The 12,029-nt window shown below is 70.8% G+C and carries 9 protein-coding genes and 3 tRNA genes; 8 read left to right on the top strand and 4 right to left on the bottom strand.

The window, feature by feature from the left end:
* Nucleotides 1-135 precede the first annotated feature (135 nt).
* Complete coding sequence (locus tag AB0J87_RS42730) at nucleotides 136-912, top strand: fumarylacetoacetate hydrolase family protein (protein WP_185068095.1); 777 nt, start codon at nucleotides 136-138, stop codon at nucleotides 910-912.
* Nucleotides 905-2,278 (top strand): glutamate--tRNA ligase, encoded by a 1,374-nt coding sequence (gene gltX / locus AB0J87_RS42725; protein WP_363976057.1) that lies wholly within the window; start codon nucleotides 905-907, stop codon nucleotides 2,276-2,278. The genes AB0J87_RS42730 and gltX overlap by 8 nt, the downstream gene beginning before the upstream one ends.
* Nucleotides 2,279-2,322: 44 nt before the next feature.
* Here gltX and AB0J87_RS42720 read toward each other — a convergent pair whose 3' ends face one another.
* Complete coding sequence (locus AB0J87_RS42720) at nucleotides 2,323-4,290, bottom strand: M3 family metallopeptidase (RefSeq protein ID WP_363976054.1); 1,968 nt, start codon at nucleotides 4,288-4,290, stop codon at nucleotides 2,323-2,325.
* Nucleotides 4,291-4,454: 164 nt separating this feature from the next.
* Here AB0J87_RS42720 and AB0J87_RS42715 point away from each other — a divergent pair.
* A tRNA-Gln gene (locus AB0J87_RS42715) sits at nucleotides 4,455-4,526 on the top strand.
* 5 nt (nucleotides 4,527-4,531) lie between these two features.
* Here the strand turns inward: AB0J87_RS42715 and AB0J87_RS42710 are convergent.
* Nucleotides 4,532-5,458, bottom strand: a complete 927-nt coding sequence (locus AB0J87_RS42710; protein ID WP_363976051.1) for an alpha/beta fold hydrolase — start codon at nucleotides 5,456-5,458, stop codon at nucleotides 4,532-4,534.
* 109 nt (nucleotides 5,459-5,567) lie between these two features.
* On the opposite strand from AB0J87_RS42710, the gene AB0J87_RS42705 reads away from it, so the two are divergent.
* The 5 genes from AB0J87_RS42705 to AB0J87_RS42685 all read left to right on the top strand — a co-directional run bounded on the left by AB0J87_RS42705 (nucleotide 5,568) and on the right by AB0J87_RS42685 (nucleotide 8,777).
* Nucleotides 5,568-6,935: a sensor histidine kinase gene (locus AB0J87_RS42705; RefSeq protein WP_363976048.1), complete on the top strand. Its 1,368-nt coding sequence runs from the start codon at nucleotides 5,568-5,570 to the stop codon at nucleotides 6,933-6,935.
* Between the two features lie 283 nt (nucleotides 6,936-7,218).
* Nucleotides 7,219-7,833, top strand: coding sequence for a response regulator transcription factor (locus tag AB0J87_RS42700; protein WP_192787601.1), 615 nt, complete (start codon nucleotides 7,219-7,221; stop codon nucleotides 7,831-7,833).
* A gap of 115 nt (nucleotides 7,834-7,948) precedes the next feature.
* Nucleotides 7,949-8,530 carry a hypothetical protein gene (locus AB0J87_RS42695; RefSeq protein WP_363976045.1) on the top strand — a complete coding sequence of 194 codons (582 nt, stop codon included), beginning with the start codon at nucleotides 7,949-7,951 and terminating at the stop codon, nucleotides 8,528-8,530.
* An 80-nt stretch (nucleotides 8,531-8,610) separates the two neighbouring features.
* A tRNA-Glu gene (locus tag AB0J87_RS42690) sits at nucleotides 8,611-8,686 on the top strand.
* 18 nt (nucleotides 8,687-8,704) lie between these two features.
* Nucleotides 8,705-8,777 (top strand) — tRNA-Glu (locus AB0J87_RS42685).
* Nucleotides 8,778-9,365: 588 nt separating this feature from the next.
* Here the strand turns inward: AB0J87_RS42685 and AB0J87_RS42680 are convergent.
* Both AB0J87_RS42680 and AB0J87_RS42675 read right to left on the bottom strand, forming a co-directional pair.
* Entirely contained in the window at nucleotides 9,366-11,078 is a 1,713-nt protein-coding gene (locus tag AB0J87_RS42680) for a hypothetical protein (RefSeq protein WP_363976042.1), read from the bottom strand.
* A 58-nt stretch (nucleotides 11,079-11,136) separates the two neighbouring features.
* Nucleotides 11,137-11,853 carry an IclR family transcriptional regulator gene (locus AB0J87_RS42675; protein WP_350729701.1) on the bottom strand — a complete coding sequence of 239 codons (717 nt, stop codon included), beginning with the start codon at nucleotides 11,851-11,853 and terminating at the stop codon, nucleotides 11,137-11,139.
* Between the last annotated feature and the right edge of the window lie 176 nt (nucleotides 11,854-12,029).

Raw genomic sequence — 12,029 nt, 5'->3', positions numbered from 1 at the left:
GCCCCTCTCTTCGGCGACACCACCTGCTGAGAGATCCAGGCTAACGCGGGCATCCTCAGGGTCCTGCTCCTGGTCCGGCGCGGCACGAGGTACGGGTTGGGCGGAGCCTGGCGGTGGCGGCGATAGCCTTGTCAGGTGCGTATAGCGAGGTTCTCCACAGGCGAAGGCGTGTCGTTCGGCGTGGTCGAGGGCGGCCCGGGCGAGGAGGTCATCTCCGCGGTCGCCGGTCACCCGTTCGGCCAGGTGCAGTTCACCGGCGAGCGGCACCCGCTGTCCCAGGTGAAACTGCTGGCCCCGATGCTGCCGAGCAAAGTGGTCGCCATCGGCAGAAACTACGCCGAGCACGCGGCCGAGCTGGGCAACGAGGTGCCCGAGGAACCGCTGATCTTCATGAAGCCGTCCACGTCGGTGATCGGCCACGGCGAGAACATCGCGTACCCCACGACGCTGTCCGACCGCGTCGACTACGAGGGGGAGCTGGCCGTGGTGATCGGCAGGCTGTGCCGCGAGGTGCCGGTCGAGCGGGTCAAGGACGTGATCTTCGGCTACACCTGCGCCAACGACGTCACCGCCCGCGATCTCCAGAAGAAGGACGTGCAGTTCACCCGGGCCAAGGGGTTCGACACGTTCTGCCCGCTGGGGCCGTGGATCCAGACCGACCTCGACGCGAGCGACCTGGCGCTGACGACCACGGTCAACGGCGAGATCCGGCAGAGCGGCCGCACCAGCCAGCTCATCAACGACATCCCCGCGCTGGTGGCCTACGTCAGCGCGGTCATGACCCTGATCCCCGGCGACGTCATCCTGACCGGCACGCCCGCGGGCGTCGGCCCGCTCGAGATCGGCGACGAGGTCAGCGTCGGCATCGAAGGCATCGGCACACTCACGAACAAGGTGGTCTCCCGTGACTGAAGTACGGGTGCGGTTCGCCCCGTCCCCAACCGGCATGTTCCATGTGGGCGGTGCCCGCACGGCGCTGTTCAACTGGGCGCTGGCCGAGCAGTCCGGCGGCCGCTTCGTGCTGCGCATCGAGGACACCGACGCGTCGCGAAACCGTCCGGAGTGGACGGAGGGCATCATCTCCGCCCTCGACTGGATCGGCATCAACGGCGGCAACCCGGCGTTCGAGGGCCCCTACTTCCAGTCGGCGTACGAGACCCAGCACCGCGAGGCGGTGGCGAAGCTGCTGGCCGACGGCCGGGCCTACTACTGCGACTGCACGCGTGAGCTGCTGGTGGCCCGCACCGGCTCCGAGCACCGGGGCTACGACGGCCACTGCCGCGACCGCGGCCTGACCGAGGGCGCGGTCCGCTTCCGCACCCCCGACGACGGCGTCACGGTCGTCGAGGACCTCATCCGGGGCAACGTGGAGTTCCCCAACGAGGCGCAGGAGGACTTCGTCATCGCCCGCACCGACGGCTCGCCGCTCTACGTGCTGGCCAACGCGGTCGACGACATCACCCAGAACATCACCCACGTCGTCCGCGGCGAGGAGCACCTGGGCAACGCGGCCAAGCAGATGCTGCTGTGGCCGGCGCTGGGCGCCACGCCGCCGGTCTGGGCGCACCTGCCGGTGATCGTCAACGAGCAGCGCAAGAAGCTGTCCAAGCGCCGCGACAAGGTGGCCCTGGAGGACTACCGCGCGGAGGGCTACCTCGCGGAGTCCACGGTCAACTACCTGATGCTGCTGGGCTGGGGGCCGGGCGAGGACCGCGAGATCATGCCGTGGTCCGAGATGATGCCGCTGTTCCGGCTGGAGGACGTCAACTCCGCCAGCGCGTTCTTCGACGAGAAGAAGCTGCGCGCGTTCAACGGCGAGTACATCCGGGCGCTGCCGCTGGAGACGTTCGAGCAGCGCTGCGAGCCCTACCTCGACCCGTCCTGGGACCGCGAGCTGTTCAGCAAGGTCGCGGCGCTGGCCCAGACCCGCATCGCGGTGCTGTCGGAGATCCGGCAGAACGTCGACTTCCTCTTCCTCGACGAGCCGGTCTTCGACCAGGCGTCCTGGGACAAGGCGATGAAGAACTCGCCGGTGGAGATCCTCACCGACTACCTGTCGCGGCTGGAGACGGTCAGCTGGGACCCCGAGTCGCTCAAGGAGGCGCTGGAGGAGGTCGGGACCGCGTACGGGCTCAAGCTCGGCAAGGCCCAGGCGCCGGTCCGCGTGGCGATCACCGGCCGGACGGTGGGCCTGCCGCTGTTCGAGTCGATCGAGGTGCTGGGCCGTGCCCGGGCGCAGGAGCGCCTGCGCGCCGCGCTGGCCCGCCTGAAGGGCTGATCCGGCGACCGGCGGCCCGCAGGGCGGGCCGCCGGCGCACGGGCTCAGTCGAGGCCGCGGCGGACGAGCAGCGGCTGGATGCTGGGCTCGCGCCCGCGGAAGTTGCGGAACGCGGTCAGCGGGTCGAGGCTGCCGCCGCGGGAGAGCAGCTCGCGGCGGAAGTGGTCACCGTTGGCCCTGGTGAGCCCGCCGTTCTCCTTGAACCACTCCACGCTCTCCGCGTCGAGCACCTCGCTCCAGATGTAGGAGTAGTAGCCCGCGCTGTAGCCGCCGGAGAAGATGTGGGCGAAGTAGTTGGTCCTGTAACGCGGCCCGACCTGTGGCACGGCGATCTGGGCGGACTCCAGGGCCGCGGACTCGAACGCCTCGGGGTCGGCCACCGTCTCCCCGGACGCCAGCTTGTGCCAGGCCCAGTCGAGCAGGGTCGCGGCGAGATATTCGACGGTCTTGAAGCCCTGGTTGAACTTCTCCGCCGCCTGCAGCTTCTCCACCAGCTCGGCCGGCATCGGCTCGCCCGTCTCGTGGTGCTTGGCGTAGTTGGCCAGCACCTCGGGCCAGGTCACCCACATCTCGTTGACCTGTGACGGGTACTCGACGAAGTCGCGCGGCACGTGGGTGCCCGACACGCGCGGGAAGCGCACCTGGGAGAACAGCCCGTGCAGCGCGTGCCCGAACTCGTGGAAGGCCGTGTTGACCTCGTCGTACGTCAGCAGCGTCGGCCCCGAGGCCGGCTTGGTGACGTTGAGGTTGTTGATGACCACCGGCAGCTGCCCGAACAGGAACGACTGGTCGACCAGGTTGTTCATCCACGCGCCGCCGCGCTTGGTCTCCCTCGCGTACGGGTCGAGCACGAACAGCCCCAGCCGGCTCCCGTCCTCGTCGAACACCTCGTACACCGTCACGTCGGGGTGGTATCCGCCCAGGTCGGGCCGCTCGGTGAAGGTGAGGCCGTACAGCTTCCCGGCCGCGAAGAAGATGCCGTCACGGTAGACGCGGTCGAGCTCGAAGTACGGCCGCATCTCGGCGGCGTCGAAGTCGTAGCGGGCCTGGCGCACCTTCTCGGAGTAGTACGACCAGTCCCACGGCTCGATGTCGAACCCGGCCTGCTCCGACAGCGCCTCGGCCTCCTTGCGCGCGTTGCGCACGGCGGGGGCGACGAGCTGGCCGAGCATCTCCTCGACCGCCTCGACGGTCTTGGCCGTCTGGTCGGCCACCACGTACGCCGCGTGGCTGGCGAACCCCAGCAGCTCCGCCCGCTCGGCCCGCAGCGCCGCCATCCTGGCCGCCAGCTCGAAGTTGCCGGGCGCCCGCCCGACGCTCAGCTCGTACAGCCTGCGGCGCACGTCGCGGTCGGTGAGCTGGGCCAGGCCCGGCTGGAGGGTGAAGTTGAGCAGCGGCAGGACGTACTTGCCGTCCTTGAGCAGCGACTCGATCTTGGCCTGGTCGAAGCCGTCGAGCTCCTTGGGGTCCGACACCACCAGCGCCGACTCCGTCGAGGCCTTCAGCAGCGTCTGCGCGAACTCCGTCGAGAGCTTCGACAGCTCCTCGTTGAGCTGCCGGAGCCGGTCCTGGTCCGGCTCCGACAGGTCGGCGCCCGCCCTGATGAAGTCCTCCCGGTACTTCTCCAGCAGCCAGGCCTCCTCGGGATCCTCCGTGGACACCTGCTTGATGCGCGCCCACAGCGCCCGGTTGAGCCGGATCGCGTCGCCGTGCCTGGTCAGCTGGGGAGAGATCTCCTTCTCGATCTCCATGATGCCGTCGGTGGTGTTGGAGGCGGCGATGCTGAAGAAGACCGTGGCCGTGCGGTCGAGAATCCGTCCCGACCGCTCGAGCGCGGCGATCGTGTTGTCGAACGTCGGCGCCTCGGTGCTGCCTGCGATCGCGTCGACCTCCGCCAGCTGCTCCGCCATGCCGCGCTCGAACGCGGGCAGGTAGTGCTCCTCGCGGACGTCGGCGAAGGGCGGCAGTTCGTACGGCAGGTCGCTAGGGGTGAAGAACGGGTTACCGGCCAACGGTGGGGCTCCTCCACGTGGTGTTTTGTCCCCTTCAGCTTGGCACGTGAGGGCCGCTGCTGTGGGCGCTGGAGGGTTCGTTGGCTATTCGTTTTGGTCTTAGCCCCAGAGCTGGGCTATTCTTTCGGACGTCGCCGAGAGCGCCCTCCAGGGGTCGCAAGCGGTGGGGTATGGTGTAATTGGCAGCACGACTGATTCTGGTTCAGTTAGTCTAGGTTCGAGTCCTGGTACCCCAGCTTTATCATTTCGCCAGTTTGTGCAGGATTTCGGTAATCAGCCGGTACGTTCTCGCCGTCGGCGCATGCGAAGCCTCCACCGAGTAAACCTTGAACTTGTTGCCTGGCGTGGCCGCATCCGCTTCCTTGATCATCCGGTCCTGCAGTGCGAGCGGGATCACCCTGTCCCGCGTGTGCCTGATGTAGACGCGCGGCACCCGTCCCCACGCCTCCTTGCGCCCCCGAGCGTCGGCGCTCCCCACCAGGAAACTCTCATCCGGCAGCAACGTGTTCAGCATGGCCAGGAGCTCGCCCTCGCTCGCCTCCGCCATGAACGCCGCCTTGACCGCGTCCAGAAACTTCCTGTCGCCGGTCCGCCAGTTCATGCGGATCGCGCCGATCACCCTCGGGTCGGCGATGATGCCCGCCGCCACGCTGCCCGCCAGGCTCTCCTTGCCCTCCGGCGTCCCCAGATAGTCGTTGGGCGAGCTCAGCTTCGTGCAGCAGAACGCGGTGTCGTAGACGAGCAGGTCGATCAGGTCGGGCACCGCGTCGGCCGCCTTCGTGATGGTCGCGCCGCCCAGGCTGCCGCCCACCAGGATCACCGGGCCGTAGCCGGAGACCCGGCGCACGGCGTCCACCGTGGCCTCGACATAGTCGTCCAGCGTGACCCCCGCCACCGGCGACGGCAGCGTGGCCAGCTTCTCCAGGTCCTGCGGGGTCTGGTAGGCGAGGTGAAACTGCTCCTCGGGGCCGTGCCCCGGCAGGGCCACGCCCACGGTGCGGTGGCCGCGCAGCGTCAGCTCGGAGTCGCCGCTGGCCGAGCCGTTCGCGCCGGTCACGAAGACGTACGTGGTCACCTCCCGCCTCGGCTTGGCGGCCTGGGCGCCCACGGCGCCCGCGCCCGCGACGGCGGCGTACTGAAACATGTCCCTACGGGTCGGAAAGCTCATGAATCGATGTTCGCCCAGCTCAGAGCGGGTGCGCATCGCCTGCCCGGCTCATCGTGCGGTGGACGTCCGGCATCCACCGATCGGTTGACGCCATGCCAGGCTTGACCCCATGAGCTGGCTCGACGGGCGCGAACGCGGGGCCTTTCTGTGCCTCGCCTACGGACTGCTCGGGATCTCCTCGACCGCGGCCGCCCTCGCGGACGTGCCCTGGCCCCTCCTCCGCTGGCTGGCCGGTCCCTTGCCGGCCTGGCTCGCCGAAACGGCAGGCCCGGGGTGGGCGGCGACGGGCGGCCTCCCGACGGCGTGGACGGCGACGGGCGGCGGCCCTGCGGCGACGTGGACGGCGGTCGCCGGGTCGTGGTCCGGCGGGCCGGCCGCCGACTTCGGCCCCGGCCCGGCGGCGTTCGCGCCGTGGTGGCCGGCGGTCGCGCTGGCCGCGGCGGTGTGGGTGGCGCCGATCGCCTGGCTCCACCCCCGCAGGGACACGCGCCGCGCGCTCGTCGTGGGCCACTTCCTCGTACTGATCGCGCTCGCCGCCGTGCTGACGGCCGCGAGCCCCGCCTTCATCGTGTTCGCCTCGATCGGCTACCCGCTGGCCAGCGCCCTGCTCCCGGCCCGGCTGACCATGGCGGGCGTGACGCTCACCGCCATCGTCATCGTGACGGCCCAGGCGGGGCCGGGCGCCCGGGGCACCCTGCTCACCGTGATCGCGGGCGTGGCGCTGCCGCTGGTCGTGGCCGGCTGGTACGTCTCCGGCGAGCACGACAAGCGCCGCCGCCTGGTCGAGCGCCTGCGCGCCGCCATGGCCGAGAACGCCTCCCTCAACGCCCGGCTCCTCGACCAGGCCAGGCGGGCGGGCGTGCTCGACGAGCGGCACCGCGTGGCGGGCGAGATCCACGACACGGTCGCCCAGGACCTCGTCGCCCTGATCGGCCAGCTCAACGCCGCCGACCGCACCTCCCGGGCCGAGGCCCGCCGCCGCCACCTCGACCAGGCCGCCGAGCTGGCCCGCCGCAGTCTCTCCGAGGCCCGCCGGTCCGTACGCGCCCTGCGCCCGGAGCCGCTGGAGACCTCGAAGCTCCCGGACGCGATCACCGACCTGGCCGAGTCGTGGTCGCGGTCGGCCGGCGTCGACCTGACCCTCGAGATCACCGGCACGCCGGTCGCCCTGGCCGCCCCCATCGAGGACACGCTGTTCCGCGTGGCCCAGGAGGCCCTGGCCAACGTCGCCAAGCACGCCAGGGCCTCCAGGACGGGCCTGACCCTGTCGTACACGGACGAAAGCGTCCTCCTCGACATTCGAGACGACGGCGCTGGTTTTGCCTCGCAGGAGCCCGCTGACGGCTTCGGCGTCGACGGAATGCGCCAACGCGTCCGCGCCGTCGGCGGCACCCTCGACATCGAGTCCACCCCCGACCAGGGCACCGCCGTAGCCGCCGCCATCCCCGCGATCCCCGCCGAGGACGACCCTCCATGATCCGCGAGCCGGCCACGGCCACCACCCGGGAGCTGCCGCCGCCCCCTGCTCCCCGTCCCCAACGCCCGCCCTGCTCGCCGTCCCCCACGCCCGCTCGTCCCGTCCAGGCCCCCTCAGCCCTCTTCCCAAAGGCGGAAGTCGCGCGCACGCATGACGCGGCGCTACCAGTGAGGCGCCCCCGCGCCCTGTTCATCGGATGTGTGGTCAGCCGGCCCTCGGCCCAAGGAGGGGCGATGGATGAGACCCTGACGAGGGACGACGGGTGCCGGCCGGAAGGGGAGAGATGCGGCTGAGGCTGCTGATAGCGGACGATCACCCCATTGTGCGCGACGGCCTGCGCGCGGCACTCGGCGGCGAGCCCGACCTTGAGATCGTCGGCGAGGCGGCCGACGGCGCTGAGGCCGTACGCCTGGCCGCCGAGCTCGAGCCCGACATCGTCCTCATGGACCTGCGCATGCCGGGGATGGACGGCGTCACCGCCATCCGCCGCCTCAGCGGCACGGGCCCGCGGGTGCTGGTCCTGACCACGTTCGACACCGACGTCCTGCCCGCCCTCGAAGCGGGCGCCACCGGCTACCTGTTGAAGGACGCCCCGCCGGAGGAGCTGGTGCGCGCCGTCCGAGCCACCCACCGGGGCGAGACCGTCCTCGCCCCCGCCGTGGCCGGCCGGCTCGCGGCGGCCCTCCGCAAGCCCACCAGGGGCAGGCTCAGCAAACGGGAGCTGGAGGTGCTGCGCCTGGTGGCCGGGGGAGCGACGAACAAGGTGGCGGCGGCGAGCCTGTTCATCAGCGAGGCCAGCGTCAAGACTCACCTCCTGCACATCTACGCCAAGCTCGACGTCCGCGACCGCGCCTCCGCCGTGGCCGAGGCCTACCGTCGCGGCCTCCTCACCGACTGACAGTGACGATGGAGACGAGCGCTTCCCCGGCCAGGTTTTGACCCACCGACCGGCAGCGGGCGAGGGGCGTGAGGGTGGAGTCACAGCAGTGGTTTGGGTAGAGTCCGCCCGACTTATGGATGAGTTTCGTATTCGCGCGGGCAACTTCCCGCGCCTCGTCGCCCCGTTCGTCGCTCCGCTCGCCCTCTTCTTCGTCGTCTGCCTGCTCCTCGGCGCCATCTTCACCGGCAGCACCCCGCTGGGCGCCGTCATCGGGACGCTGGCCACCGCTGCCCTCCTGGCCGTGCTCGTGGCCAAGCACCGCCGTCTGGCCACCGGCACCGTCGTCCGCTTCTCCGCCGACGGCGTGGAGCTGACCGACTCGTACGGCTTCCGCGTCCACCTCCGCTGGCCCGACATCACCAGGATCGACGTCGTGGACACCCAACTGGCCGGCCCCAGGCGCATCGGCCGTCCGGGCGGCGTGCGGGTACGGGTGGAGCCGCTGCGCTCGGTGGGGCTCGTCGGGTGGGGCGAGCGTACGGTGCCGCCGCGGGTGCCGGGCTGGATGCGCGAGCGGCTGGCCCGCGTCCCCGTGGACCCGGCCACCGGCCGGCCGGAGGTGGCGATCCCGCTCGGGGAGTTCGACCCGCTGTGGGAAGGCGGGGCGATGGGGGCTTGGGTACGCCGCCACAGGCCCGACCTGATGGGCCGTTAAGCAGTTTGGTGTGGTCTCCGGGGTGCGGTAGAGTTACCTGCGTTGCCGGGGAGATCCCGGCACCAGCAGCTTGTGGACAGGGTCCCGTCGTCTAGTGGCCCAGGACGCCGCCCTCTCAAGGCGGTAGCGCCGGTTCGAATCCGGTCGGGACTACCACTGTCACAAGCCCGCGAAGGTCCCGTCGTCTAGTGGCCCAGGACGCCGCCCTCTCAAGGCGGTAGCGCCGGTTCGAATCCGGTCGGGACTACGTCTATCACACTCGCTCCGGCGCTCACAGCCCGGAGCGTTTCTGTTTTCCGCTCCCGCCTGCCACGTCTCCCTGGACAAAACCCACCCACATGCGGCGCCTCGCCGACCCGAGGCGTCCGGCCCCGTTCGGTGGGCGCTCGCTGTGGAGTCCGAGGCCCACGAAGCCTGGCCGCGTGCGGTGCTTGCTCTCCCAAGGCGTCCGGCTCTTGCGGCTGTTTGTCGTGAGCGTAAAAGCGCCAGGAGGCCGGGGTACGTGCGGTGGGTCGCCGCCCCGAGACGGCCGGCTACGTGCGATGAGTGGGCTGCGCCTCGCGAGCGTGCGAAGCTCAGGAGGCCAGGCCGCGCGGTGGTTGCCGGTTCGAGGGGTCCGGCTCCGTGCGGTGGTGATCGCTGTGGGCGTGCAGGGCCCAGGGACCCGGTTACGCGTGGCGGGCCCGAGGTGTCCGGCCGCGTGCGGGTGCAGGGCCGAGGTATCCGGCCGCGTGTGGTGGGTGGCTCGCCTGAGAAGTCCTGAGAAGCCGGGGGTTCCGGGGGCCGGAAGTGGAAAGGCCCCCGCCGAGTGGCGAGGGCCTCCATGGAGCGGTGGTTACACGGAGCGCGCCTTGAAGAGGGCGCGGCGGGCCGTCTTGGCGACCTGCTTGTCCGGGTGGACCTGGGAGATCAGGTCCAGCAACTCCTCCACGTGCGCGTGCGGAATCCGCCAGATCACCTCGAGCAGGTTGTTGACCATCTCCGGCCCGATGTCCCGCAGGCTGCTCACGAACTCGGAACGCCCCAGCCCGGCCGAGATCGTCCACATGTCCAGGATCAGCCAGTGGGTGTCGTCCTGGGTGGGCTCGGGCGCCCCCTCGACCTCCAGCTGGCTCAGGTGCGTGGCCGCGTAGGGCCGGAGCGAGGGCTGTTTGAGCGCCGCCTGCCAGGCCGGGATGGCGGCCTCGCCCAGGGTGCCGACCACGCTGGCCGCCTGCACCCTGATCAGCGCGTCGCTCTCGTCCTCGGCCGCCGCCTCCAGCAGCTCCTCGGCCGCCTTGCCCGGCTCCCGGAGCCGCATCCAGGCCGCGAACTCCGCGTCGGCCTCGTCCTCGGGCAGCTCGGCGCTGAGCGCCAGCAGCTCGTGGGCGCTCATGGACTCGATCGCGGGCCGCGCGTCCACTTCGATGTCGGCGTCGTCCACCAGGTGGACGACCCCCTCGGTGCCGAGCGGCGTGAGGCGGACGGTGCTGCCGTCGACCTCGACCATGCCGTACCCGACGAGCCAGTCGATCGCGGGGGCCAGCGGTTCGCCTGCCGCCTCCCACGCGTCAGAGCCCAGCTCGTCGAGGTCGGCGGCGGACTCGGCCAGGTCCTGCGCCAGGTCGTCGAGCTCGCGCGAGCCCCCCGCCAGCAGCAGCCTGACCAGCAGGCCCCGGGTCAGACCCGCCAGCGCCATCGTGAGGTCTTCGTCGCTCAGCTCAGGGTCGCCGTAGTCGACGGAGTGGAGCCCGAGCATCCAGGCGTCGAGAACGTCCTCGTCGTCGTCGAACGGCCACTCAGAGGTGTCGTCCTGCACCGCGACCGTGTTGCCCTCGCCGGGCTGGAGGAACTCCAGGTCCACGGCCAGGTTCCAGATGTTCCAGAGCTGCGGGACGACCTCGGCGATCGGGCCGTCGGTGTCGGGCCTGGGCAGCCCGACGGCCGCCAGCGCCTCCTCCACCTCGGCGTCGGTGAGCAGGGTGTCCTCGCCCACCCGGCGGCCGGAACCCACCCAGAGGGCGAGGTCGCGGGCCTTGGCCACCAGCGGCGCCTGCCGGGCCGCCGCGGCGAGCTCCGAGTCGGGCCGCAGCCTGATCGTGTCGAGTTCGGCGAGGTCGTCCGCGAACGGCTCGAAATCGCCCAGGTCGCCGACCTCGTCCTCCCCGTCGTCGTCGCCCTCGGCGTCGTCGAGCAGCTCTTCCATGAGGTCGACGAACTCGTCCTCGACGTCGTCGAGCTCAGCTTGCAGATCGGCGAGGGAGTCCGAGCCCTCGGCCAGCCTGCCGGTCTGGGAGAGGAACGTCAGGTACGCGTCCACGGCCGGGAGCATCCCGTCGGCGGCGGCGTCGGGATCCTCCACGACCTTGGGCATGCGGTCGAGCAGCAGGTTGCGCAGGTCAGCACGCTTCCACGTGCCGAGGTCCTGCGAGAAGGCGAGACGGTGCCACAGTGCGGCAGGCCCCACGAGCTCGGGGTCGCTTCCGGGCGCGTTCGCACGCGCCCACATGATGAACTCTTCGAGCAGGGGTCGCAGCTCAGTGGCGGCTACCTCGATGCGATCTGTCACGCACTCAGGCTAGTGCGCCCACGAGGCACTCGGCTCCCCAAATACCTGCTTTCGCCGATCATGACGTGCGACGCATTGCCTCCGTTATACGTTCGGCCGCCGCCATAACGGGCACCGCGTGGAGCCGGCCCGGCGCCCTCGTGAGCCGTTCGATGGGGCCGGAGACCGATACGGCCGCGATCACCTTGCCGCCGCTGCCCCTTATGGGCGCAGACACGCTGGCCACCCCCTGCTCGCGCTCGCCGACGCTGTGGGCCCAGCCGCGGCGCCGTACGGAGGCGAGGGTGGCGGCGCTGAACTTGGCGCCGCGCAGGCCGCGGTGCAGCCGGTCCGGCTCCTCCCATGCCAGCAGTATCTGCGCGGCCGAGCCCGCCGACATGGGCAGCGCGGAGCCCACCGGCACGGTGTCCCGCAGGCCGCTCGCGCGTTCGGCGGCCGCGACGCAGACGCGCTCGTCGCCCTGCCGGCGGTAGAGTTGCGCGCTCTCCCCGGTGAGGTCCCTGAGCTGCATCAGTACGGGGGCGGCCACTGCCAGCAGCCGGTCCTCGCCGGCCGCGGTGGACAACTCGGAAAGCCGGGGACCCAGGACGAACCTGCCCTGTGTGTCACGACTCACAATGCGGTGGTGCTCAAGTGCGACGGCCAGCCGATGGGCCGTGGGGCGGGCCAGACCGGTGGCCTGGACGAGCTGCGCCAGTGAAGCGGGTCCCGCTTCGAGGGCATTGAGTACAAGAACGGCCTTGTCGAGTACTCCGACTCCGCTAGAGTTGTCCATACACCGATACTGCCGTCTCGACATATGAGAAGGCAAGTCGGAGGCAAACTCCCGCCGCGAGGGAGCGCCGGTCTCTGGACTGAAGAACGAAAGGGACCGACCTGAGCGACCGAGCCGCGATGCGAAGCATCGCAGAAGGCACGGAGGGAGCGCTGGTCCCCCGGAGCGGCGACCGG

Origin of the sequence: Nonomuraea sp. NPDC049625 (genome assembly GCF_040675285.1) — a bacterium.
In the GTDB taxonomy this organism is placed as follows: Bacteria; Actinomycetota; Actinomycetes; order Streptosporangiales; family Streptosporangiaceae; genus Nonomuraea; species Nonomuraea angiospora_A.
The sequence above is the reverse complement of the archived record's forward strand: the minus strand, read 5'-3'. Positions and strand labels throughout refer to the sequence as shown.

What these genes read in the sequence shown, in the direction of transcription:
- AB0J87_RS42700 (WP_192787601.1), top strand. Translation starts at nt 7,219, where the DNA reads ATGCGGCTGAGGCTGCTGATAGCGGACGATCACCCCATTGTGCGCGAC.
- AB0J87_RS42705 (WP_363976048.1), top strand. Translation starts at nt 5,568, where the DNA reads ATGAGCTGGCTCGACGGGCGCGAACGCGGGGCCTTTCTGTGCCTCGCC.
- AB0J87_RS42675 (WP_350729701.1), bottom strand. Translation starts at nt 11,853, where the DNA reads ATGGACAACTCTAGCGGAGTCGGAGTACTCGACAAGGCCGTTCTTGTA.
- AB0J87_RS42695 (WP_363976045.1), top strand. Translation starts at nt 7,949, where the DNA reads ATGGATGAGTTTCGTATTCGCGCGGGCAACTTCCCGCGCCTCGTCGCC.
- AB0J87_RS42710 (WP_363976051.1), bottom strand. Translation starts at nt 5,458, where the DNA reads ATGAGCTTTCCGACCCGTAGGGACATGTTTCAGTACGCCGCCGTCGCG.